Raw genomic sequence first — 22,950 nt, 5'->3', positions numbered from 1 at the left:
GCTGGCGAATTTCCCGAGTGCCGCTCGATCAAGTGCAAGGCGTCGAGATTTCCGTGCTTTGGCATACCGAAGGCAAAGGCGACGAAGATCTGCACGTTCATCACTTCCACCGTCTCGATGAACATCAATTGCGTCAGGCCGGGCTCGCCGATACCCAGTCGTTGTCGTGTAAATTGCCCTACACACCGCTGAGCTATCATGGCCATCTGATCCGGGTGTGTTGGTGTCTGCGTCTGCGATTGTTTGTCGCCGGCGCCCGTGAAACCGTTAGCGAACAACCGTTCTATTTGGTGTCCAACCGGCTGCGAGCCAATGCTCCGCTGGGATGTGAGATGACGAACCAGGACGGAACGAAGCAGTCTCCACTGCCCACCGACGTCAAAAAACCGTTGGATCTGAAAAAGGGCTTCGTTCACCACAGTCGCTCGAGCCGGTTGGCAACCGCTTCAAGCGCGAAGCGTTACTAAGCCGCAGACACGGCGGTGGATTTTCAGCCCTCCAATCCGTTTTGCACCCGCATCGTTCGTCCCGGGGCAATCGAGTATCGGTTCGATCCGCAGGAGGATGTCGAGCCTCTCTTGGATGCCCCTATCCTGGATGTCTTGATTCGGCGGATTTGCGATGCCCCTTTCCAGCTGATCGTGGGACCGCATGGATCGGGAAAATCGACCTTGATTCGCGAGCTCGTGCCGAGGCTCTCAAACCACTTCGCCAAACTTGTCGAAGTGCAACTGCATCAGCCCGAACACCAACACTATGCAAAGCCACAATCTCTTTCACCGGATGATGCATCGACTCGCAGGTGGTTTGCCGCTATCGCCGAGCGTCTCGTTCATGCTTGGAAAATGGCAAAGTGGGTGGCCGCAAAGCAGCGTGAGGCCCGCCCCGAAGGGTTGTTGATCATTGATGGGCTCGAGCAATTATCGTGGTGGTCGGTCTACCGAATCCGGCGACGAGCGAAACGTTGTGGCCAAACCGTGTTGGCCACGAGTCATCGACAACATCGCGGTTTTGCGACGCTGCGAAACACGACATTGAATTCAGACCAGATTATCGCGTTGACGGAATGGTTGATTGCCTCGCTCGCAGAATCCGAGCAAACGCAAGTGCGACAAGAACTGGATCGCCGTTCGCTGGGACCGCAAACCAATCTGCGAGATCTTTGGTTTGACCTTTACGACTTGATAGAAACATCTCGGAGACAACAGTATGCCCGTTCGCTTGACCGTCGTGATCGTTCAATCGCCCCCAACTCTTGATCTGCAGTCCGCCGATCATTCCGACCCGGCAAGCACGCAGTCACAGGCCGGCCGTGGTGTTGCCGGGTGCAGTGTCGATGCGGTGCTGGGCGAGATGTTGGGGTTGCCTGAAATTGATCTGACATTGGTCAACCGTCTCGAAACGATCTCGATCTCTTCGACCGATCATCTCACGCTCGAGTCGATCACGGGCGACATGGTGGTGTTGGATTGGCAAACGGCTTCGCAAACATGCCAGGCGATGCGTTCGTTGGGCATGGATGCGGTTCGCGGGCCGCACCCGGATGATCCCGACGCGGTGGTCGATCCCGCGATTCGATCGCGGCGAGTCTATGCATTTGATCTGCGTCAATTCGCCGACGCCAAGACACTGCGTGAATCGATTCTGCGGCTGCATGCCAGCAAGCAAGTGAAAACGTTCTCGCTGTCGCTGGGATCGTCCAACGCCGCTGTGACCCCACCACGGGTAGCATCCTCGTTGCCACGGTCCGCGAAGGGGGCGAGTTCTGAAAAGGGGGCGAGTCCAGAAAAGGACGCGAGTCCCCAAAAAGGAGCAAGTCCCAAGAAGGAGGGCATGGCCGAGAATCACGATGGCAACGCGAACCCGTCGCCCCGACCGCTCACGCGTGCGGCAAACCACTCTATCTCTTCCGAGCATCTGGACGCCCTGGTCGATCAACTTGACGATTTCGACTCTTAGCCAACACCACAGAATCGCCGATGGTGCGGATGCCGACGCCCGCATCCGGTGTCGCTCGTTTAATCGCTTTTCCGCGTCGCTTGCTTGGTTTGGGTGAATTGCCAGCAGCGGTTTCGGGTGATAATCTATTAGGGGAAACCGCCAACCGGCGGGCACCCGCTTTCCGCCCTTCCATCCTTCGAAAGCACTGTATGTCGGCGATCACCACCCAAGTAGTTAATGATATTCTGTTGGTTGGGTTTACCGACAGCAAGATTCTTGATAGTCAACGCATCGAGCAGGTCGGACGCGAACTTCAAGAGTCGGTCCCTCAAGCGGTTCACAAAAAGATGCTGCTCAATTTTCGTGGCGTCTCGTTCATGTCCTCTGCAATGATCACCAAATTGGTGATGCTCAATAAGAGTTGCAAGGCGCAAGGGGTGAGTTTGAAGTTTTGTGAAGTCTCGCCCAATGTGATGGAGGTCTTCAAGATCACCAAGCTGAACAAGCTTTTTGATATTCAAGAGGGCGAAGAGAAGGCGATGGCTAGCTTCGACAAGAAAGGTTGGTTTGGTTGAGCGCTGCCGACTTTGAACCAGGCGACGATCTGAGGCTGGAAAATTCACGTCTGATCGAGGCCGAGCGAGCGGCGATCGGACATGAGATTCATGACGCGTTGCTGCCGTTGATCTTTGGGGCTTCGGCCGGACTGCATAACTTGATCGATCGGCACGATAGTGAGCAGTCAAACGATTCGGATCCCGTGGCGACTCAGCGCCGCGAACAGCTCGAAAAAATAACGCAGTGGGTCGACCAGGCGTTACAGACAGGGCGTCAAATTCTCGGGGCGGCCTACCCCGCCGAACTGCAGCATCAAACGTGGTCCGTCGCGGCTGCGGAAACGTTGACGCGGATTCTCGATGATGCAGCACAGCGCCGGACTGCGATCCGCTGGGAAATTACCGACGCCGCCACGACGTTGCCCGAAGACGTTGCCACGGCGGCCTATCGCATCACGATCGAAGCAATTCGCAATGCCGCTCGTCATGGCAAGGCGACGGAGGTTCGCGTCGCCGCCAATGTCGAGGATCATACGTTGACCCTCGTGATCGAGGACAACGGGGTCGGTTTCGACCCCCAACAGGTTTCGTCGGACCGCTTTGGGATTCGGTCGATGAAAGGACGTGCGGATTTAGTGGGTGGACAACTGACGCTGGCCGCCAAGCCAAGTTGTCCCACTACCGTCACGTTTCGCTGCCGCGTGAATGCTCAAACGCGGTGATCTTAGGCGGGGGATCTTACGCAGAAGGATCTTAGGCAGCGTCGCTTGAGTTCATGTCTTTGAGCGACTTGCCAAGCCGTTTTTTGTTGGCGGCGGTCGTTTTGCCACGCGTTCCCTTGGTCGTTCCGGTGTCGGTCGCCAAAAGTGCCGCGACATTGGGGTGCAAATCGTCGCTGTCGGTTGGCGTTCCGATTTGCTCGATCGCATCGCTTACGCCCAACAGCACCGATTGGCGGACGCCGTCTCGCAGCCATTCAAAGAAATTTACGTTCATTCCAACTCTCCATCCCTAGTTTGTTTGCTGAATCTTTTCCGTGGTGCGTCCAAGCCTCGCACGCGTTGTCGGTTCTAGGTTAGAAAGCGGGCGAGCGTCTAGACCGATTTGGCAGCCCGCCAAATGGCTGCGTTCACCACCCCAAACCACGCACAGGCTGTGATCGAATTCGCCGCTCACCGGTGGCGGCGACCGAGTCAACGATGCGGAAACTACGCCGCACGCCGCATTGGAGCTTCGTTTTCAGTAACTTCGGCGACTTCGGCGACTCGCTCGGGCATTCGGATGATCGATTCATCGGCCGACTGAATTTCTTCGACCTGATCAATCTCCTGACCTGTAAAGACGCATTCCAATGTGCCTGAATTGGAATAGATTTTTAGCTCGTCTTCTTCGATAAACCAAACCGCTCGAAACGCTTCGGTGCGAAAACAGCGTCCACAGAAGAAACCGTCACGAATCAGCAGCGACTCTGACAACACCTTTGCGGGCTCATACTCTTGACCCGCATCGGTGCTCTGGTCGTCGATCCATTGGCACAGACGGCTTCGGACAGTTTCCAGGCGTTGAGAATTTGTCATTCGATGGTCAAATCACGGTCGAATCGGGGGGATGACACACCGCTGCGTTGCTTGGCACAGCGGGGGTAATCCCTGGAAAAGAGAGAGCTGCGACAAATGAGGCTCCGTCCATGGTGCCCCTCCGCCGGTCTTTTCTTTTTCGACTCATTGCAATTGTTTCGTTCGATCGATCTCGATTCAAAGGCAATCTGCCCCTAAACTTCCCAAGTTGCCATCTGTTATTGCTTCCTTTGCCACTAGGAATGGTGTTATGCGAGTCTTGTTGGACGAAACGAAATTGAACGAGGGCGTTCTGCGTCTGGCGAGCGAGATTGACGATTTCTACGGCAACCAGCGACATTTGACCGTGATCGCCGTGATGACGGGCAGTTTGGTGTTGTTTGCCGATCTGATTCGCCGACTTTCGATGCCTCAACGGGTTGGGGTTGTGCAAGCATCGAGCTATCGTGGGGGGACAAAATCGGGCGAGCTGCGGGTCGATTCGAACATGATGATCGATGTCGCCGGCCGTGACGTCTTACTCGTGGACGATATTTTCGACACCGGGAAGACACTGGATCGGCTTCAGCAGATGATGCTCGATTCGGGAGCCACGACGGTGAAAACGGCGGTGCTGCTGCACAAAAAACGTGAACACTCCGTCGCGATGCGACCCGACTTTGTGGCCTTTGAGATTCCGGACGAATTTGTGGTCGGTTACGGATTAGACTATTTAGATATGTATCGCAATCTTCCCTACTTGGCTGTGCTTGAACCTGACGAGATCGAGGCCACAGCATCGGAATCGCAACCGTGAGTGTTCTGCCCAATGCGAGATCGCTGAGAGTCTTGTTGGTGGGGCGGCATTTCTGGCCTCATGCCTCGTTTGATGCTGCCGGTTTTTTGGCTCAGTTAGCAACCGATCTCTATCGCAGCGGGGTGCATGTCGAGGTGGTGACGCCCCGCTATGCGGCCTCATGGCCCGAGCATTTTCACTTTCGTGAAATTCCAGTGCACCGACCCGCTGCGGCTCCACGCAGCGATTGGTCGATGGGGCGTTACGTGCGTCATTTGACCACTTGGCTGAAAGAACACAGCGAATCGTTTGATTTGATTTTGGCCGATTCGATTCGCGAAGAATCGCAGGCGGTCGTCGAAGCGGCCTCGGCCGCCGGTATCGCCTCGGTGCTGGTTTCCGCAGGTTGGGGTGACGAAAGTGATCCCGCGTGGTGGCAATCCTCGCGAAGTGCCCGTCGTTGTGCAGCGACCGCGAAAGAGGCCGACGCGATCATTGTCAAAAACGCGGCTGCCGAGCGGTTGATGATCGCCCAAGGCTTTCCCCAATCCTTGCTGCACCGAATCGAAATTGGATTTACCAGCAGCGTCAATAACCTCGAAGACAATCGGGCTGCGGCCCGCAACCGTTTGGCCGCCGTCAATTCGGACCTGACCACCCGGCCCGAATCCGAGGTGGTGCTCTGCACCGGCCGGATGCAAAAAAACGGGGCGATGCAGTGGTTGGCTTCCACCGCGCGTCCGCTGATCGCGAATCGCCCCGATTTGCGGTTTTGGTTTGTGGGAGACGGTCCCGAACGTCAATCGTTGTACGATTTTTTGCGTGCCGACGGCGTGCGGAATTCGATTGCCATGCCTGGCTCGTTTGTCGACACGACCGATTTGATGATCGCAGCGGATGTGTTCGTGCATGGGGATCGGCAAGGTCTCGATTTCGGCTTGCCCTCCGCCGTTTCTGCGGCAATACCGATTGTGGCAGCGGAGATCGCGGAGCTGCGTTCGTTACTCACCCCAATCGGCAAACCGATTAAACGAATCGCCTCGGCAGCACCGTCGGACAAACCGGACGATCCACAGGACGAAGCCGTAGCATGGTTCTCGCCGGGCAAATCCAAGTCACTTCGCGTCGCCATCCGCCGTACTCTCGATGACATGCCGCAAGCGAAACAGCGTGCACTGCAGCTCCGCCGTGACCTGGTTCGATCGCGTCCGCAAACCAAGGCGATCGAAGCCTATATCGATTTAATGACGCGTGTCGTTCAAGAAAAATCCAACGGCAAATCGCGGATCGCCACAGATTCTAATTCGATCGAGACTGCTTCATGAGCCGACGAATCGCATTAGTGATTCCAACGATGGATCGGGGCGGCGCCGAAAAACAACTCTGTTTGTTAGCCGAGAATCTGCCTCGCGACGCGTTTGATGTTCACGTCATCCTGCTGACTCGTGATGGCCCGCGTAGCGAATCGCTGCGCGCCGCCGGGATCCCGGTCACCGTGATCGGCAAACGATTTAAAGCGGATCCGACGGCACTGTTTCGTCTGCGGCGTGAACTGGTCCGTTTGAAACCGGATGTCGTTCACACCTGGATCTTTGCGGCCAATAGCTTCGGACGCGCTGCCGCTCGATTCGCTCGTGTCCCGACGATCATGGCTAGCGAGCGATGTGTCGATCCCTGGAAAACCGAATCCCATTTTTGGGTCGATCGCCGGCTCGCAAAAATCACCGATACGATAACCACCAACAGCACCGGGGTGGTCGATTTCTATGCCGATCACGGGATCGATCGCAACAAGTTTTGTGTCATCCCCAATGGTATCGAACCGCGATCAGGAAAACGTATCGAGCGTGACGAAGCGTTTGCTCGTTTGCAGGTCCCGCTCGATCGAAAGCTGATCTTGGCCGTCGGTCGGCTGTGGCCTCAGAAACGCTATCGCGATCTGATTTGGGCTGCCGAATTGCTCGGAACCACACGTGACGACACCACCTTGGTGATCCTCGGTGACGGGCCGCAACGCGGCGAATTGCTGCGTTTTCGTGACTCGGTGACGATTCCCGAGCGAGTCCGGTTCGCTGGGACGCGTCATGACGTGGCTGAATTGTTACCGCATGCGGATCTGTTTTGGATTGGCAGCGAATACGAGGGGCAAAGCAATTCGTTGATCGAAGCGATGCAGGCCGCCGTCCCTGTGGTCGCATCGGACATTCCGGGAAACCGTGACTTGGTGCTCCCCGGGGTCACGGGAATGTTGGTACCGCTGGGCGACACTGCCGATTTTGCTCGGCAAACAATGACGCTATTGGAATCGCCTGAACTCGCCGCAAATCTCGGGAAAACGGCCCAAAAGCGGATCGAAACCGAGTTCACCGTCGACGCCATGGTGCAGCGTCACGCCGAGTTGTATTTGCGATCCCGCTGACGCACGCCATCGCGGTCCAGGCGCGATCCTGATAGCAAATCAGCGGGTATTTCTGGTAAGAGGTTCCGTTCGTAACGATCAGGAGACGATAGGTGCGTCAAAAATGTTCCCAAAACGTCATTTTGACTTAATTCTTCGTTGAGCCAGCCGCCCAGACAGATACCATCGATCTTGTGCTAAGCGTCAAGCACATCGTGGTCATCTAAATCGCGTGGAATCGTTTCGCGTCGCCTAGATCTCTCACGTCCTTCCCACGAAGCCTACTACCACCATCAGGTACCGCCATCTATGGATATGAGCGAGACAAGCCAGCCGACGATTGATGAAGTCGATTTGCTGTTGGCGAATGCCCGCTTGCGTGACGAGCTCGAGCCGTATCGTGACGAATCGATCGATAGCTCGTCGATGCACCGGATGCCATTGCACACCGAAAACGAATATCTCGCCTCGATGTTGGCTTGGGAACGTGCCCCTGCACTCCCGATCGCATCCTGGTTTAATCCTCCGATGCAATTGCCAAGCCCTGACTCGGTTTCCGACAGCACGCTGCCGCGGTTGCTCGCCAACACGATCGAGCGTTTGTATTCCGAGCGAGTGGTGTTGAAGTTCACCGATCACCTATCCGATCGTGAACTGTACAAGATCATCTATCGCGACATCATGCCCTCGTGCGAAAAGAAACTCGACATTCCAGGCAAGTACCTTGAATGGCGATGTGTCGAGGACAACGAGACTTGGTTGCGTTTCTACGCGGACGCGGTCGACCGTCGGCGATTTCAGGAAGAGCACGATGTGCCCCTTCCCGTCGCGGAAGAGCCCAAGTTCAAACGCAATTTGCCAGGCAACTAGCCTTTGCGGTAGATCCACATGCACGCCAGTGCCGAGACCGCATCTTTCCAGCCGATCTTTTTGCCTTCGTCATAGCCTCGGCTGTCGTAGTGGGTGGAAACCTCGAGAACGCGTACATCCCTCGCGGCAATTTTTGCCGTGATCTCGGGTTCAAAGCCGAAGCGACATTCTTTCAGTGAAATGCCTCTCAACATTTCACCCTCGAACGCTTTGTGGCATGTTTCCATGTCGGTTAAACGCAACCCGGTCATCAGGTTGCTCAGCTTCGTAAGCGTCCAATTGCCGAATCGATGCAGCCATGACGGATCGCTGCAACCATCTAAGTAACGCGATCCATAGACCACGTCGGCATTGCCGTCGAGAATCGGCCACACGACGCGTAACAATGTTGCGGGATCATATTCAAGATCTGCGTCCTGGATCGCAACCACGCCTCCTCGACTGTGCCGGATTGCTAATCGTACGGCCGATCCTTTGCCGTGATTGCGTCGCCGGCGAATGATCGTGCGATTGGCACGCGGTGCCAAACGGGCCAGCCATTGGCTCGTGCCATCGCTGCTTCCATCATCGACGACGATGACTTCGGTTGATCGTGGCATCACTTCATCAATTCGCTCGAGCACTTTGGGCAGCGTTTCCCGTTCGTTATAGACCGGGACGATGATCGTCAAATCATAGTGATCCAGGGGCTGGACGTTGTTGGCCGCGATCGAGGCTTCGGCGATAAAGTCGAGCGTCTCTTCGGTCCGCCGGATGACGTCGTCGATCGGGTCGACCAGATCAAGACTCCAGCTCTCGCGATGTTCCTCTACGGCAGTTTCGGTGGTCGCGGCCGGCGCTAGCGGGGCCTTGCGGCTGGCACGATCTTGGATCGCAACGGCTTGCGGGGAAAACATCAAGTCGGCCGGGGTGTCGGATTCGGTTGGCATGCGGAGCTCGGGCACAGGCGGTGATAGCGATGGGTCGATTGGTTCCTTCCACAGTAAATCTGGGCTATCAAAATCACCCGAGCCGAAAAATTTGCCGCAACCGGCCAAATCCCGCATAGCGGAACCGTCATTCATTCCGGTTCTAGCGGTTATGCCGATCCGGTGCGTTAGTCCCCCTGATGCCGTCGCATCCAGCGGCTGCTCGAGCCCCCCCGGCGATCGTCGGATTCACGCAATTTTCGTAAAAAGAGAGGGAGTGGCGGTTGTCCGTAGACCTAGGGTCTAGGGATGACAGACGCACGTTAGCTGATGCCGATTTCACTCATCCGCTAGGATGCTGCAAGCGGCGTCGACTACATTATCCTGCTCAAGCGGTGGAAGTCGTTGCGTTGCATTTTTCCTGATCCGATCCTCGGCTCGGTGCAGGGCTCGGTGCAGTGTTCCTTATCTCAATCTGAAGAACCGTTTGTCTTGACGCTCCGAACACGTACGCAATCCTAACGCGAAAATAAAACCTATGGACCTCCTGATTTATCTTGCCCTCATTCCAACGCTCGGCGTCGTGGCTCAGTGGATTGCGTGGCGGACCGGATTGCCGGGCATCTTGTTGCTGTTGCTGTTCGGCGTTTTGCTGGGGCAATTTGTTCAGCCCGATGCGTTTCTCGCCGAGTTGACGGGGGGCGATGTCGCCAAGGCGGGACCCGAGTTGCTGTTTCCGATCGTATCGCTGTCGGTGGCCGTGATCATGTTCGAAGGCGGCTTGTCGCTAAAATTTCACGAGCTGCGTGAAGCGGGAAGTGCCGCGTTTCGGTTGGTCACGCTCGGAGCCGTCATCACGTTTTTCGGTACCGCCACGGCCGCCCATTTCACGCTTGGGCTTGCTTGGCCGATTAGCTTTCTGCTCGGGGCGATCCTGATTGTGACCGGTCCCACCGTGATTGGTCCCTTGCTGCGGCAAGTGCGTCCGACACGCCGAGTGGCATCGACGTTGAAATGGGAAGGCATCGTGATTGACCCGATCGGCGCGGTTTTGGCCGTGTTGGTGTTTGAGAATGTCTTGGTCCACTCCTCCGAACCCGATCTCGGGTCGGCATTTTTTATGCTCTCCAAAACGATCGTGGTCGGGATGGGGCTGGGCTGTGCCGGTGGTGCCTTTTTATCGACCGCGTTTCGTCGCTATTGGGTTCCCGATCAATTGCATGGCATTGGAACGTTGTCGGTGGGGTTGCTGCTGTACGCGATCAGCAACCATTTGGCGCATGAATCAGGGCTGATTACCGTCACCGTGATGGGGATTTGGTTGACCAATCAACATCATTTCGACATCGAACACATCGTCGAACTCAAAGAGAACCTGCGAACCTTATTGATCGGTTGTCTGTTCATCGTGCTCGGGTCGCGAGTGGTGATCGATGACGTGACCGCCCAAGGATGGCATGGCATCCTGTTTCTGCTGCTGATGATTGGGATCATCCGCCCGATCTCGGTGTTTGTCTCGTTGTGGAAATCGCCGCTGAATTGGCGAGAACAAGCGTTTGTCGCGTCGTTGGCACCGCGCGGGATCGTCGCGGCGGCCGTTAGCAGTGTCTTCGCATTGGAACTCGAACGCCGCAGCGGTTCGTTTGATCTGGCGGGGTCCGATCAACTTGCCACCGTTACCTTTCTTGTGATCGTGGGCACCGTCGCCGTCTATGGATTGGCCGCATCACCGATCGCCAAACTGTTGGGGCTCGCTGATGAAAAGACCAATGGCATTTTGATGGTCGGAGCCGATCGCTGGGTCCGAGACTTTGCCGAGGAACTCACCGAGGTCGGCGTCCCCGTGACCTTGGTCGACACCAACTTTAACAAAGTCTCGCAAGCACGCGTCGCAGGGCTCCGCGCCGAATGCATGAATATTCTCAACGAGCATGCCCGCCAGGATCTGTCGCTCGCCGGGATGGGATGTTTTCTCGCGATGACCCCCAATGATGAAGTGAACTCGTTGGCGCTGCGTGAATGTCGTGGGATGTTTGAAAGCGCCCGGCTGTACCAGCTGAATTTCACTGTGAAAAATACAAATTCGCGACGTGAGATGACCCGCAACCTCGTCGGGCGGCAACTGTTTCGCGAAGGGCTGACGTTCTCGAAAATTCGGGAATTGCATGAGTCCGGAGCGGTGTTTAAAGCCACAAAATTGACCGACTCGTTTACCTACGCGGACTTTATTCGTCGGTATAATGAGGTACCCGAATTGCTTTGCGTGGTGCAAAGTGACGGAATCCCGCTACTCAATACCGTCAGCGACCCGCTGAAACCCGAGCCTGGCCAAACCATCGTTTGCCTTGTCACTTCGGTCCCATTGCCCCAAGAACATGTGGCGATGGATCCCGAAAAGAAGATGGATCCTGAAAAGGCATCGGATCCCGAACAGAAATCGGATCCAAAGATCAATACTCCCGACCCCAGTTAGCTCGAACCCAGTTAAAACCGATTCCGCATCTCCGGTCTCGCTTGCCCGCCCGTTCGCTCTTCATAACGTCTCCTGCTCTCTACTCTTTTGCCGTCCGCTATCGATGTTGATTCCACCGTTTACGATGCTGTTGGCCCTGTTACCGCTGATTGGTTACTTGATTTTGATCGGCGGCATTCGCGCATCGGGACGTGCATTGATCACCACGGGCCCGCGCGATGTGGCGGCGATCGGCATCGCGGTCAGTGGTCTTGTTGCGGTCGGTCCCGTCGAACTGTTCTTTCCCGCTCCGGCGGCTAGCATGTTTGGTCCCTGGGTTTGGTTTGCCATCGCGGCGTTTTACTTTCTATGTCTGACGCTGATCGCAATCACAAGCACGCCGAAATTGGTCATCTATGGACGTTCGGCTGACCAAGTGTTCCCGTCACTGCTAACCGCGGCACGGCATCTCGATCCCGCCGCCACGGGCGATGCGGCGGCGTTGCGAGTGGTGATGCCCACAATCAAGGTTCAGCTGCGAATCGATGGACAATCCGGAGCCGATTCGGCCCAAATCTTTGCCTTTGAACCCAATTTGACCTCCCAGTTTTGGTATCAATTGCAGGCCCACCTTCGCGCAGAAGTGCCTAAACAGCCAGTGCCACGCAATTTGGGCGGCGTCTCGATGCTGATCGCAGCGGGCTGTTTAATTGGACTGTTGCTGTGGCACAGTTCTGGTCGAGAAGAGTTGGTGGTCGAGGGCTTTCGTAAATGGCTATGGCGATGAAATAATGCCACCCTCGGTTCTTTTCATTTCTCACACACACTCTTATGGTCTGTCCCCAATCCAGGGCAGGTACACCGATGCTCGCAAAAGAAGTCAAAACCGGATCGGTCATTGTGCACGAAGGCAACCCGATCGTCATCATTTCGCTTTCGGTTCAATCACCGTCTGCCCGTGGTGCTGCGACGTTGTACAAGTTTCGCGGCCGCAATGTGGTCACCCGAAATAAAGTCGACGTCACGTTCAAAGGTACCGATGTCGTTGCCGAAGCCGATTTTTCCAAACGCAACGTGCAATTGATGTACACCGATCCAACTTACATGTACGTGATGGATCAGGAAAGTTATCTGCAATACGATGTGCCGATCGAAGATGTCGAAGAACAGCTTCCCTACATCACCGAAGGACTCGAAGGCATTCGTGCTCTCGTCTACAACGATGAGTGTGTGGGAATCGAATTGCCAGCGTCAGTCGAATTGACGATCAAACAGTGTGACCCAAGTATCAAAGGAAACTCGGCCACCGCACGAACCAAGCCGGCAACGCTCGAGACCGATCTGATCGTTCAGGTCCCCGAGTACATCAAAGAAGGGGAACGCATCAAAGTGGATACGCGAACCGGTGAATTCTTGTCGCGTGCTTAAGACACTGTTTGATGCCGCATTATAGCGGCATCAAACGAGCGTTTTTTGTAGCGGTGCGGCGCAAGCCGCCCGGTCGAGTTCGAACGTTTTTCCACTTTGCAACCGGACGGCTCACGCCGTACCGCTAACAAAGTGGATGCGTTTGCTTACAGAGCTTTGGGCTTTTCAGCGGCATATTTGGCGAACGCTTTTGCGGTCGCCTCGGCATCAAAGTCGCCTTGATACAGCACCACTCGGCAGCGAATGGTCATCGTTTGGCCATCCTTTAGCGTGACGCCTTCGGTTTTATCGCCACCATTGAAATGGTAGTGGCCGAACGGGTTGGCGGCAAACAAACCGTAGGTGCGAACGTGCCAACTGCAGGGCGCGGCAAAACTTGACGGATGATAGAAGACAGACATGCCAACGGTTTTGTTGTCGACGGGGCCAGAGTAATTCACCCAGTTTGATTTCTTGGCCCAAGCTTTAGCGTCGGTGAGCCCTTCGGCATTGGTGATCTTGCCGCCAAGCTTCGAGTCGACCTTCATCGTGCCGGCGACACGGATGCCAAAGCTGCCTTCTTTGGTGTCTCCAAAGTTCACATCGCCATCGGTCGCGCGGAGCACCACCTCAAAATCGATGATCCGTTTGCCGTCCTCGGTGTGAAATGTGGTGCGGCGCGAATCGGATAACTGGCGTTTGCCATCGGCATCATTCCAGTCATTTTCGGTCGTGATCACGACCGCTTCGCTTTTTGCATCGACAGTGGCTTCGCCCGCGGTCTGGACAATCCGTCCCGTCCCTTCATGGGCGTCGTCGATCCAAAAGTCGATTCCGTTGACTTCACCGTGGGTAAACCACAGCGATCGGTGATGATCGTGGTCTAGTTTTTCGCCTTCGGTTCCCGATTTCATGGGGAAGTCACGCGTCATCGATTGTCCCCCGGGCCCGATCACGGGATACACAATCGGGAAGCCGTTTTGATATTCGATATAGCCAGCAAACAGTTTTCCGTTGTCGTAAACCTTCCAACCTTGGGGCGAATCCGTTTTCTTGACACTCATGCCGTCCGTCTTCAATGGCGAATCGGCCCACAGCAATGTCATCGATGTCGATGCAAGTAACACTGTGAAAACAGAGCGAAGCAGAGATGTTTTGAGCAAATGCATGGAGGGTCCTAGTGAGCAAAACAAGGGAGGGGAATGGGGCGAGAGTAAACGGAGCAATCTTGGGGAAAACAGATCATGGTTGAGCGTCTTCCGTTTGACTCGGCGAGGCTTCCGAGTCGACATCGGATTCGTCGTCGACGTCGTCCGTGGTGTCAAAGTTTAATTGCAACTTTTCGATTCCGATATCAACAATCATCAAATCTTGACCCGGCGGCAATTTTGTTTGGGTCTCTAATTCATTGGTGTGGCTAGGAACGTCTTTCCCAATGACTGAATTCACTTCATGGCCGTCATCCACATCGAGAGCCAAAAAATCAAGCGTTCGCGTCCGCACGCGTGGGTTGGGGAAAATCGACCGCCCTCGAGTCAGCAGCACCACGGGGGTCGCGTCGGGTTGATGAATGGTGCATCCCCAAGGCTCGTCGAACTCATTTTGCCACAATGATTTTCCGTCATTCAGCGAGATCGCGAAGATCGCATCGGTCGTTTCGTGATCGTTGCCTTGACGGGTATGCAGCTGGGATGTCGGCGGTACATCGCTCTGTTGAGGACGACGCATGGGCAACAAGAAACATTTGTCCTCCAGTACCATGGCGTGTAATCCAATCAGATCGGGATAGGCAGGCAGCGTGATACTACTGATTTCTGTAGCGGAGATTAAATCCCAGATCGCCGCGTTCCCTTCGGTGTCCAGTAACGTCAAGTAGCGACCGCCGAGCAAGCGGCCATACGAGGCCGGAATGTTTTCGTTGGTGCGGTTTGCTTCGTTTGCACGTCTACTCAATTTAACTTTGTTTGTGAACGGATTGAACAAACGAATTTCATACTCACGCGATGTACCGGTGGGCAGATAGCTCAGCACGTGCTCGCCAATGGAGGACCAGATTTGTCCATTTTCCCAAGCGGTTTCTCGCAGTTTTGCGCCATCGTGCAAATTGAAAAATACGATTCGCTTTTCACTGTCCGAAACAACAGCGATCTCATTTCCGTCGGAAAGGACAACGCCACTGATCGGAGCATCGGAATTTCGCCACTGGGTTTCCTTGGTCAATAAATCCAACGACATCAACTCGCCGCCCTGCAGTGCCAACACGCGGTCACCGAGGATTGGGCCGAGGTTAAAGGTCGGAACCAGGTTTCTCGCACTTACACCGTTAATCAGGTATTGAAAGACCTGATCGCCAAATCGAGTCGGATTGCTGCGGCGTTTTAACAGCGGTGAATCGTCACTGCTTAAACTGTGACGCCATAGCACCGATTCATTCGCTTGACTGTCTAAACGGTGCAAATCCACTGCCACCAACGCGTTCGGCGTGACGACGATCATCACGCCTCCGGCGATCATCGCTTCGTTTTGCCCCATGTCACGTTGCCGGTTTTCGAGGTCCAGCGGGATCGCGCGAGGATAGCCAAGCGGATTTCTTAGCGCCAAGGCAAACGCACCTTCGCTGACCAATCGCCAACCCTGAAATTCTTGACCAGCAAGAATCGTTGTTTCCGATACCTGTTGATTCAGTGCCATCGTCGCTCGCATTCGACTCGGTCGCGGTTCCCATTTGACCTTGGCCGAGTCCGGCCACGTGCGTGTCTTGACCAGCGGTAGGGTGGCCGCTTCGATTTGGTCAAGCAGTTCTGCGTCTGGGCCATCCTCGCGATCACGCAGCATTGCGACGATGTGCAGCGCGTCTTTGGCGTAACCGCTCAGCGAGTGAATCTTGGCGAGATGAAACAAACGCGAGGTGGGTAATGTTGCGAGTTGGTCCGGGGTGGCGTAGCGAGTGCCAAGTTGCAAGCTATACGCGCGAAGCCATTCTTGGTCCTTTTCCAATCGGCTGGATAATTCGTCGCGAATCAGATCGCTAGCCGACAGCGACCCAAATTGTCGAATCAGCTGCCATAACAAATTGTTGGGGCTGTGCCGTTTCTCGGCAAACGAGTCCGCGAACATTTGGTCCACGCTCGCTCGCTCGGTCTCGTCCATTCGGCTCGCCAATTCGGCCGAACGTGCAGCGATCCACGCGTCGAGCGAGCATTGCCGCGCGACCTCCGAAACGATGCGATTGGCCGCGTCTTTGCTGGCGGGTTCCATGGTCACGACATCGGACAACTTCAGCATGTATTTTGCCGCGTCCAGGTGCTGTTTGTTTTGTAGTGCCGCTCGCACTCGCAGCGCCAACAGTTCGACTCGCTGTTCGGGTTGGTAGATCAATTGGTCAAGCGTTTCGACTAATTCGCCGTCGACCTCGGGCGATTCCCGTAGCGAATCGAGCATCGCGGCAACCGACAACATCAACGCGGTGTCGTTTTCCGGTTCCTGTGCACGTGCTTTTGCCAACATTTTCAGCGCTTCGTCACGCTCGCCTCGCTGAATCAGAAGTTCCGCTTTATGGATTAACGCTTGAATGTCTTCGGGGTTGCGATTGAGAGCTTGTTCAATCTTCGGTTCAAGCGAAGCTTCGCCATACGCCACCGCAATCGAAGTCGCCCCCTGTGACACCAACTCGCCTTGGGCCGCAACAAGATTGCCGAGTTGGAACCGCAGCGTGCGGCGAGCCAGTACCGATCCATCCTCGAGCGAGACTTTGATAATTTCATTTGATGTGGTGGGAAGCAAATAGAAATCGTCACCAAACACGCCACGTCCCGAAATTGTTTGGCCGACAGAAAGCAAATCGGATTTTGAAGTCCATAGACTGTTTCCCGTTTTGACGTCGTAGGCGCTGATTTGGTTGGTCCCGACCAAAAAGAATTTGTCATCGCGAATGCCCGCCAGATACCGCATTGTGATCCGGTTTTTTTCTGGGAACAGCGACTCGCCTGTGACTACATCCAATCCAATCAAACGATCGGATTCGATCGGAGTGACCAACAACGATTGTCCTGATGCGATCGGGGCACCGTTGTGCCAACGCTGCATCAGCGGCACCGTCTCGACCCCGCGTCCGCGACCGCTCATGCTGCGCGCGAATTCGTCGTTGCGGTTAAAAACAACGCCCCAGCGAAGCATGCGGTCGGCCAAGTCGATTGCGACCATCGCGCCGGCACCTGTGGGACAAATTAACACGCCTTCGTGAAACGTCGGCGTGGCACCCGCGACACGGCGAATCGGATCCGTTTCGATGCCGCCGGTTTCCACCGCCACGAGATGTTGACGCCATAATTCTTCGCCCGTTGCCGGTTCGAGACACACCAACAGAATATCGCCGGCGATTTCGACAATCGTGTACAACCGGCCGTCCAGCGGCAGTGGCGGGCCAAGGAAGAACGCATCGCTCAGCGTCGATGCGGTGTCTTCGCCCTTGCCTAATCGCCACAACATTTTGCCTTCGGTTGCCAAATCAAGTGCAATCAATGTGTTGGAACTACTGTCGGTCGGTCGGGTGCCACGCATTCCCATGATCGGACTGAACGATGCCATCTCGACTTGACCGAGATCGTCGACCATGAACACTCGCGTGCCATCACTGCTAATTTCTCCGTAGGGCAAATCGTTCCACACTCGCTGCGTCAACAAATCTGCGGCATCGTCTTCGCCAGGGATGGCGTCAAATTCGATTTCGGTCGAGTGATGGCTTTGTTGTGCGGAAAACCAAGGGTACATCCACACTCGTTTGCCACTAAGGTAATCAACGCCGACAAGCCGCTCGGTGGTCCGCATCAACAATTGATTACCAACACGAAGCGGTGTCCAACTCGGCGGTGGTAATTTCCCCGATGAAGACAAACTTGACGCGATTTCACGCAGCGCGCGGCCTTGCCGTGGACTCGCGGTGGTGTCGAGCATCCAACGCTCGTTTTCGAGCGGCATCTCGCCCTGACTGAGTTCGTTGCGGTTCGGCTCGCCGCCAAAAATGGAATAGTCGGCGTCGTTGCGATCGACCGTCACCCCCGAGCGGAAATGTTGTTCAATCCAACTCGCCAACTCGTCGTTCGAAGGAACCGGCTGCTGTTTTCCACTCACCGTGATTGTGGAACCCTGCAAATCAAGCTGCTCGATGCTGCGTCCTGAAATCTGGCAGGCGGCTGCATAAAACAACTTGACCGATTCACCCAGACGCGACATTGCCGCGGGGACGGTGACGATGTCATCAAGCAACAGCGAAGCGGCTAACGGATGGCCTGCGAAAAACTCGCGTTTCGCTAGTAACAAGGATGCATCGTAACCCGCGTCGGTATGAAAGTACTTGCGTCGAACCTCCGCCACGACCCGCCAATCACGTGACGCTGCGGCGTCATCAAGCATCTTGCGAGCGAGCGCACCATAACGCAATTGGTACATCTCGCGGCCCTTGATTGGCAATTCACCGACCATGTTGCGGGCACGTCGGAACAGACTCTCGGTGAACCGTTTCTTGTTCTCAACCGCGTCGCTCGCATCGAGGAAAAAATCCTGACCGTTTAGTTCGCTGTCGTCGATCGATCGGGCGTCGCGTTGTAGCAAATCTCCGAGTCGGACGACGGCGTCACTGTAGTTCTCGTTCTCGATCGACCGCTCCGCTTCACGCAGTTGCTGTTGCATGTTTCGCGGTGCTTCGATGAATCGTCCCGATTGGGCACCGCCGATCGGACGAAAGAAGCCTTGTCCCCAACCCTTCTCCACCGCAGTTGCGACGAAAACGACGCTGAAACAAGCAACGTAGAAACGAAATCGGTCCATATTGGTCAACGTGAGCACAGTTAGTCCTGTGAATAATGTTCCGTGACGCCAGCCAACGATGGGGATGGCGGCAACAAGTTTTCCCTACGGCATATTGTACTGCAAACACGCCTGGGGATTGGGTAGCAGAACGCCACGAGAAGTCAGGTGAGTGCCAAAAAAATGTCGCCAATGGGCACGGTACAACGAGATCCCAATGCGATTAGCTTTATGAGCCGAGCGGCGATCAGGCCACCCAGTTGCCGCGAGCGAAACGTTCGAATCTGACCAGGCCGATCCGCCGCGTGACACCGCTGGGGGGAAGCCTAGCTCTGCTTCGTTTTGGTTGCTTGGACACAAGAGCGAATTTGGGCGAAGACCTCGTCCGGCGACCGGGTACCGTCGATGTGCCGCACGATCCCCTGGCCTTTGTAGTAATCCAACAGCGGAGCCGTTTGTGTAAAGAAGACTCTCAGCCGAGCCGAAATGGTTTCCGCATTGTCGTCGGCACGATTTTCGATGCTCGCCCGCTTCAACAATCGCGAGACCAATTCTTCCTGGCCGACGCTTAGATCGAGCACCAAGTCGACCCGATTGTTCTTCGAGGCGAGCTGCTCGTCGAGCATTTGTGCCTGATTAAGCGTGCGGGGGAATCCGTCAAACAGACATCCGCCATGACAATCGCTTTCCAGCAATCGTTTGTTCACGATTCGCATGACGAGATAATCCGGAGCCAGTCGGCCTCCGTCGATGTACCCCGCCACGATCCGTCCCAAGGCGGATTGCTTCCGAGTCCCTCGTAACATCTCTCCGGTGGACAGATGCGGGATATCGAGCATCTGCGTTAGCCGCTTGCACTGAGTTCCCTTTCCAGCGCCGGGCGGTCCGATAAAGACGATCCGCATCGCAATATGCTCTAGAAACGCGTTAACTCAACTGTAAAACGGCTGCACGCCCTCTTCCGTCGCGACACCAAGCCCGCGACGGGTTTTCAGACGAACCCCAAACAAGGGACCGCCTGAACCTGAAGCAACCTCGGCACACCACTATACCACTGGCGAGACGCCGCCACCGGCACCTTCGAGCAAACCACGATAGTTTCGCATCACCAAGTGCGAGTCGATCTTTTGCACCAAGTCGAATGCGACGCTGACCGCAATTAGCAATCCCGTACCACCGTAGAAACCGGCGATCGAGTAAGGAACGCCGAGTGAACCGTAAACAATCGTTGGCACAATCGCAACGATCGAAAGGAACGCGGCTCCCACGTAGGTGATTCGCACCATCACTTTTTCAAGATAGTCGGTGGTTCGTTTGCCAGGACGGTAGCCAGGGATAAACGTGCCGCTGTCTCGCAGGTTGTCCGACATCTCTTTCGGATTGAAAGTGATCGCGGTCCAGAAGAAACAGAAGAAGAAGATCAACGCGACATACAGCAAGTTGAAGATGTACGACGTCTGATCGCTCAAAGTCAGACTGAACAGGTTCATCACGTTGAACACGCCACCGCCACTTTCGAAGCGACCTGCCAAGAAACCGAACATCACGCCTGGGATCATCAGCAAACTGCTTGCGAAAATAATCGGCATAACGCCCGCTTGATTGATTCGCAGCGGCAAGTGTTGGCGAGTTCCGCCGTAGACGCGGCGACCGCGGGTGAATTTTGCCGATTGAGTCGGGATTTTACGTTGTCCGAGCGTGATAAATACCACACCAAAGACGACGCCGACAAACAGCAACACAAGCAGGATTAATGTTTCGATACCGACCTGGCCGCGGCTCAGACCGGTCAATTCGGTCTTCATATTACGGATCAACTCGTACAGCGCCTTGGGCATCTGAGCCAAAATGCCGGCCATGATCAGCAGACTGATCCCGTTGCCGATTCCGTATTCATCAATCTGCTCGCCGAGCCACATCAGGAACACGGTGCCACAGGTCATCACCAACACGGCAACCATTTGCCAGCCAAAGTACAGGCCCGTGGCGTCGGCGTTCAGGAAGTTCGGGTTGATATTGCCGTAGCCGGTGCTACCGCCCGCCATCAACATGAACTTCAGGTACATGTAGCTTTGGATGACACAAATGAACACGGTCAAGTAACGCGTGTATTCGTTTAGTTTCTTACGGCCTGCCTCGCCTTCCTTTTTCAACTCTTCGAGCGGCTTGTAGACGCTGCCGAGCAGCTGGAAGATAATCGATGCCGAAATGTAGGGCATGATTCCCAGACCAAAGATGGTCGCTTGGCGAAGATCGCTCGCCGCGAACACGCTGACTTTCTCGAAAAAGTCCGACGCTGCACCCCCGGCCGCGTCGCCCATATTGGTCGCGATCATCGGCAAAGGAATGTGGAACCCGATTCGATAGACCGCCAACAGACCAATCGTCAGCAGAACCTTCTTGCGAAGCTCAGGAATCGAAAAAATGATTCGTAGTTTCTCAAACATACGTCTAGGCTATCTCAGAGTGTGGGACAGGTCTTTGCATACAAGCCTGCCTAAATCCTAATGGCAACCTTTTCACAAAAAGGCCACCCCACGGTGTGAACGAAACGCGGTTCACAAACCACTATCGGCGGAGTCTACCGTTTACGCGGATTTCGAGCGATAGGGAAGTGAGTGGTCGTCCATGAAAAAAAGGGTGAATGCACGCATCCACCCTTTTTATCTAGTTTCTAATTACGGTTCCTGGCAACAGGTTACGCTTTCGCAGCGGCTTGCTTCTTCAAGTCCGCGACGCGTTCTTCCGGAGCACGTTTGGCGACCAACTTGTTGATCGTACCACCGGCTGCGGTGATCTTCTCTTCGGCCGATTTGCTGAAGCGGTGTGCCGACACGGTCAGTTTCTTGGTCAACTCGCCGTCGCCGAGGATCTTGACTTCGTCAAAGGTCCCCTTAGCAAGGTCCTTCTCAGCCAACAACTTCAGTGTGACTTCCGCACCATCTTCGAACGCTTCGTTCAAGCGGCCGACGTTGACGGCGAATACCGACGTGGCAAAGCGGTTGTTGAAACCACGCTTTGGAATACGACGGAACATTGGCATTGCACCGCCCTGGAAGTTGGGCTTGCGGCTATAACCGCTGCGGCTCTTGTGTCCCTTGTGGCCACGGCCGGAGGTTTTGCCGGTACCGCTACCAGGTCCGCGACCAATTCGTTTTCGGTTGCGGTGCTTGGTTATCCCGCGGTGCACGTCGTTAAGGTTCATGACGAAATCTGAATCAATTTCTTATGGTGAATCGTTGTCTAGATAGTCGGCGATTGGTGGACCGTTTTATACGGTCAATTCGTCGAGTTCCACGCCTCGCAGAGCAGCGATTTGCTCGCGAGTACGCAGCTTGGAAAGTGCGTCGATGGTCGCTTTGACCAACGTGACTGGATTATTGGTTCCGTACGACTTTGTCAAAATGTCGTGGATGCCCGAGGCTTCGCAAACCGCACGCACGGCTTGGCCCGCGATGATACCGGTACCTGCTCCGGCGGGAATCAACAACACCTTCGCCGCACCGAATTGGCCCCAAACTTGATGAGGGATACTTCCTTCGACAAGCGGAACTTCGATCAAGCTGTTGCTAGCTTGTTTTTGTGCTTTTTGGACGCTCGGTGGAACTTCGTTGGCTTTGCCGTAGCCCCAGCCGACTTTGCCTTTGCCGTCGCCGACAACAACCATCGCCGCAAAACTGAAACGTCGACCACCTTTAACAACGGCAGCACAACGCTTGATCTTGACGACGCGATCCAGCAAATCACCGAGATGATTCTCTTCGCCCGAATTACGCTTGTTTCGTGGTCCGTTACTAATCGTTCTGTCCTCAGGAAATGATTCTTTATCTACTCAGATCAAACTTTAGAACTGCAGTCCAGCTTCACGAGCGGCTGCAGCAAATGCTTTCACACGTCCGTGGTACTTGTTGTGACCGCGATCGAGTTTGACCGCTGTAACGCCGGCCGACGTAGCGCGTTCGGCAATCAATTTGCCGATCATCGCAGCGGCGTCACTGTTTCCGCCATTGCTGACACTATCGCGAACCGTTTTGTCGCGGGTGCTCGCACTGACAATTGTCTTGCCTGCTTCGTCGTCGACCAATTGGCAACTGAAATGCTTGAGTGATCGCTGAACGCAAAGTCGTGGGTGGTCTGCACTGCCACGCAACTTGTTGCGGACGTGATGACGTCGACGTAAACGTTTCTTTTGAAGCTTCTTGTTCTTGTCCATCGTTCTATTCGCTAGCTCTATGCCTAGTTTTATGTTTGACGCCGTTT

The 22,950-nt window shown here is 55.1% G+C and carries 22 protein-coding genes; 12 read left to right on the top strand and 10 right to left on the bottom strand.

Annotation, left to right across the window (positions count from 1 at the left end):
* Positions 1-17: 17 nt before the first annotated feature.
* The 5 genes from ABD971_RS27165 (at position 18) to ABD971_RS27145 (ending at position 3,220) form a co-directional block, all read left to right on the top strand.
* Positions 18-467, top strand: coding sequence for a hypothetical protein (locus tag ABD971_RS27165; protein WP_339937274.1), 450 nt, complete (start codon positions 18-20; stop codon positions 465-467).
* Between the two features lie 111 nt (positions 468-578).
* A complete protein-coding gene (locus tag ABD971_RS27160) occupies positions 579-1,259 on the top strand; it encodes an nSTAND1 domain-containing NTPase (RefSeq protein ID WP_345326955.1) in 681 nt (226 codons plus the stop codon).
* Positions 1,210-1,959 carry a hypothetical protein gene (locus tag ABD971_RS27155; RefSeq protein WP_345326954.1) on the top strand — a complete coding sequence of 250 codons (750 nt, stop codon included), beginning with the start codon at positions 1,210-1,212 and terminating at the stop codon, positions 1,957-1,959. Before ABD971_RS27160 ends, ABD971_RS27155 begins: the two co-directional genes overlap by 50 nt.
* A 29-nt stretch (positions 1,960-1,988) precedes the next feature.
* Positions 1,989-2,516: an STAS domain-containing protein gene (locus ABD971_RS27150; protein ID WP_345326953.1), complete on the top strand. Its 528-nt coding sequence runs from the start codon at positions 1,989-1,991 to the stop codon at positions 2,514-2,516.
* Complete coding sequence (locus ABD971_RS27145) at positions 2,513-3,220, top strand: sensor histidine kinase (RefSeq protein ID WP_345326952.1); 708 nt, start codon at positions 2,513-2,515, stop codon at positions 3,218-3,220. Before ABD971_RS27150 ends, ABD971_RS27145 begins: the two co-directional genes overlap by 4 nt.
* Before the next feature lie 31 nt (positions 3,221-3,251).
* Here the strand turns inward: ABD971_RS27145 and ABD971_RS27140 are convergent, their stop codons facing one another.
* Together ABD971_RS27140 and ABD971_RS27135 are read right to left on the bottom strand one after the other, a co-directional pair.
* Complete coding sequence (locus ABD971_RS27140; protein ID WP_339937265.1) at positions 3,252-3,494, bottom strand: hypothetical protein; 243 nt, start codon at positions 3,492-3,494, stop codon at positions 3,252-3,254.
* 212 nt (positions 3,495-3,706) lie between these two features.
* Positions 3,707-4,075, bottom strand: coding sequence for a hypothetical protein (locus ABD971_RS27135; protein ID WP_345326951.1), 369 nt, complete (start codon positions 4,073-4,075; stop codon positions 3,707-3,709).
* 250 nt (positions 4,076-4,325) lie between these two features.
* Here ABD971_RS27135 and hpt point away from each other — a divergent pair, with 250 nt between their 5' ends.
* The 4 genes from hpt to ABD971_RS27115 all read left to right on the top strand — a co-directional run bounded on the left by hpt (position 4,326) and on the right by ABD971_RS27115 (position 8,118).
* Positions 4,326-4,871, top strand: coding sequence for a hypoxanthine phosphoribosyltransferase (gene hpt, locus ABD971_RS27130; RefSeq protein WP_345326950.1), 546 nt, complete (start codon positions 4,326-4,328; stop codon positions 4,869-4,871).
* On the top strand, positions 4,868-6,175 hold the full coding sequence (locus ABD971_RS27125; RefSeq protein ID WP_345326949.1) for a glycosyltransferase: 1,308 nt from the start codon (positions 4,868-4,870) through the stop codon (positions 6,173-6,175). The genes hpt and ABD971_RS27125 overlap by 4 nt, the downstream gene beginning before the upstream one ends.
* Entirely contained in the window at positions 6,172-7,269 is a 1,098-nt protein-coding gene (locus tag ABD971_RS27120) for a glycosyltransferase family 4 protein (RefSeq protein ID WP_345326948.1), read from the top strand. The genes ABD971_RS27125 and ABD971_RS27120 overlap by 4 nt, the downstream gene beginning before the upstream one ends.
* A gap of 288 nt (positions 7,270-7,557) precedes the next feature.
* On the top strand, positions 7,558-8,118 hold the full coding sequence (locus ABD971_RS27115; RefSeq protein WP_345326947.1) for a hypothetical protein: 561 nt from the start codon (positions 7,558-7,560) through the stop codon (positions 8,116-8,118).
* On the opposite strand, the gene ABD971_RS27110 is transcribed toward ABD971_RS27115, so the two are convergent.
* Positions 8,115-9,047: a glycosyltransferase family 2 protein gene (locus ABD971_RS27110; protein WP_345326946.1), complete on the bottom strand. Its 933-nt coding sequence runs from the start codon at positions 9,045-9,047 to the stop codon at positions 8,115-8,117. The genes ABD971_RS27115 and ABD971_RS27110 overlap by 4 nt on opposite strands.
* 517 nt (positions 9,048-9,564) lie before the next feature.
* Between ABD971_RS27110 and ABD971_RS27105 the strand changes: the two genes are divergently transcribed.
* The 3 genes from ABD971_RS27105 to ABD971_RS27095 all read left to right on the top strand — a co-directional run bounded on the left by ABD971_RS27105 (position 9,565) and on the right by ABD971_RS27095 (position 12,906).
* On the top strand, positions 9,565-11,499 hold the full coding sequence (locus tag ABD971_RS27105) for a cation:proton antiporter (RefSeq protein WP_345326945.1): 1,935 nt from the start codon (positions 9,565-9,567) through the stop codon (positions 11,497-11,499).
* Positions 11,500-11,602: 103 nt separating this feature from the next.
* Positions 11,603-12,265, top strand: coding sequence for a hypothetical protein (locus ABD971_RS27100; protein WP_345326944.1), 663 nt, complete (start codon positions 11,603-11,605; stop codon positions 12,263-12,265).
* Positions 12,266-12,342: 77 nt separating this feature from the next.
* On the top strand, positions 12,343-12,906 hold the full coding sequence (locus tag ABD971_RS27095; protein ID WP_339937248.1) for an elongation factor P: 564 nt from the start codon (positions 12,343-12,345) through the stop codon (positions 12,904-12,906).
* A gap of 146 nt (positions 12,907-13,052) precedes the next feature.
* Here the strand turns inward: ABD971_RS27095 and ABD971_RS27090 are convergent, their stop codons facing one another.
* The 7 genes from ABD971_RS27090 to rplR all read right to left on the bottom strand — a co-directional run bounded on the left by ABD971_RS27090 (position 13,053) and on the right by rplR (position 22,903).
* Positions 13,053-13,991, bottom strand: coding sequence for a DUF6807 domain-containing protein (locus tag ABD971_RS27090; RefSeq protein WP_345326943.1), 939 nt, complete (start codon positions 13,989-13,991; stop codon positions 13,053-13,055).
* Positions 13,992-14,127: 136 nt separating this feature from the next.
* The gene (locus ABD971_RS27085) at positions 14,128-18,729 is read right to left on the bottom strand and encodes an outer membrane protein assembly factor BamB family protein (protein ID WP_345326942.1); all 4,602 of its coding nucleotides are present in this window, start codon (positions 18,727-18,729) and stop codon (positions 14,128-14,130) included.
* 287 nt (positions 18,730-19,016) lie between these two features.
* Positions 19,017-19,595, bottom strand: coding sequence for an adenylate kinase (locus tag ABD971_RS27080; protein WP_339937243.1), 579 nt, complete (start codon positions 19,593-19,595; stop codon positions 19,017-19,019).
* Between the two features lie 141 nt (positions 19,596-19,736).
* Entirely contained in the window at positions 19,737-21,137 is a 1,401-nt protein-coding gene (secY, locus tag ABD971_RS27075) for a preprotein translocase subunit SecY (RefSeq protein WP_339937242.1), read from the bottom strand.
* A 251-nt stretch (positions 21,138-21,388) separates the two neighbouring features.
* Positions 21,389-21,895, bottom strand: a complete 507-nt coding sequence (gene rplO / locus ABD971_RS27070) for a 50S ribosomal protein L15 (RefSeq protein WP_339937240.1) — start codon at positions 21,893-21,895, stop codon at positions 21,389-21,391.
* A gap of 66 nt (positions 21,896-21,961) precedes the next feature.
* Positions 21,962-22,489, bottom strand: coding sequence for a 30S ribosomal protein S5 (gene rpsE, locus ABD971_RS27065; RefSeq protein WP_339937644.1), 528 nt, complete (start codon positions 22,487-22,489; stop codon positions 21,962-21,964).
* Positions 22,490-22,534: 45 nt separating this feature from the next.
* Positions 22,535-22,903, bottom strand: coding sequence for a 50S ribosomal protein L18 (rplR, locus tag ABD971_RS27060; RefSeq protein WP_339937239.1), 369 nt, complete (start codon positions 22,901-22,903; stop codon positions 22,535-22,537).
* Positions 22,904-22,950 lie beyond the last annotated feature (47 nt).

It is taken from the genome of Novipirellula rosea (assembly GCF_039541335.1).
Classification (GTDB): Bacteria; Planctomycetota; Planctomycetia; order Pirellulales; family Pirellulaceae; genus Novipirellula; species Novipirellula rosea.
Note: the sequence above shows the minus strand (reverse complement) of the source record. Positions and strands in the feature narration are given on the sequence as shown.

Excerpts from the sequence above, each read along its gene's own strand:
- ABD971_RS27155 (WP_345326954.1), top strand. The coding sequence starts at position 1,210 with ATGCCCGTTCGCTTGACCGTCGTGATCGTTCAATCGCCCCCAACTCTT.
- ABD971_RS27150 (WP_345326953.1), top strand. The coding sequence starts at position 1,989 with ATGCCGACGCCCGCATCCGGTGTCGCTCGTTTAATCGCTTTTCCGCGT.
- ABD971_RS27140 (WP_339937265.1), bottom strand. The coding sequence starts at position 3,494 with ATGAACGTAAATTTCTTTGAATGGCTGCGAGACGGCGTCCGCCAATCG.
- ABD971_RS27135 (WP_345326951.1), bottom strand. The coding sequence starts at position 4,075 with ATGACAAATTCTCAACGCCTGGAAACTGTCCGAAGCCGTCTGTGCCAA.
- hpt (WP_345326950.1), top strand. The coding sequence starts at position 4,326 with ATGCGAGTCTTGTTGGACGAAACGAAATTGAACGAGGGCGTTCTGCGT.
- ABD971_RS27120 (WP_345326948.1), top strand. The coding sequence starts at position 6,172 with ATGAGCCGACGAATCGCATTAGTGATTCCAACGATGGATCGGGGCGGC.
- ABD971_RS27115 (WP_345326947.1), top strand. The coding sequence starts at position 7,558 with ATGGATATGAGCGAGACAAGCCAGCCGACGATTGATGAAGTCGATTTG.
- ABD971_RS27110 (WP_345326946.1), bottom strand. The coding sequence starts at position 9,047 with ATGCCAACCGAATCCGACACCCCGGCCGACTTGATGTTTTCCCCGCAA.
- ABD971_RS27105 (WP_345326945.1), top strand. The coding sequence starts at position 9,565 with ATGGACCTCCTGATTTATCTTGCCCTCATTCCAACGCTCGGCGTCGTG.
- ABD971_RS27100 (WP_345326944.1), top strand. The coding sequence starts at position 11,603 with ATGTTGATTCCACCGTTTACGATGCTGTTGGCCCTGTTACCGCTGATT.
- ABD971_RS27095 (WP_339937248.1), top strand. The coding sequence starts at position 12,343 with ATGCTCGCAAAAGAAGTCAAAACCGGATCGGTCATTGTGCACGAAGGC.
- ABD971_RS27090 (WP_345326943.1), bottom strand. The coding sequence starts at position 13,991 with ATGACATTGCTGTGGGCCGATTCGCCATTGAAGACGGACGGCATGAGT.
- ABD971_RS27080 (WP_339937243.1), bottom strand. The coding sequence starts at position 19,595 with ATGCGGATCGTCTTTATCGGACCGCCCGGCGCTGGAAAGGGAACTCAG.
- secY (WP_339937242.1), bottom strand. The coding sequence starts at position 21,137 with ATGTTTGAGAAACTACGAATCATTTTTTCGATTCCTGAGCTTCGCAAG.
- rplO (WP_339937240.1), bottom strand. The coding sequence starts at position 21,895 with ATGAACCTTAACGACGTGCACCGCGGGATAACCAAGCACCGCAACCGA.
- rplR (WP_339937239.1), bottom strand. The coding sequence starts at position 22,903 with ATGGACAAGAACAAGAAGCTTCAAAAGAAACGTTTACGTCGACGTCAT.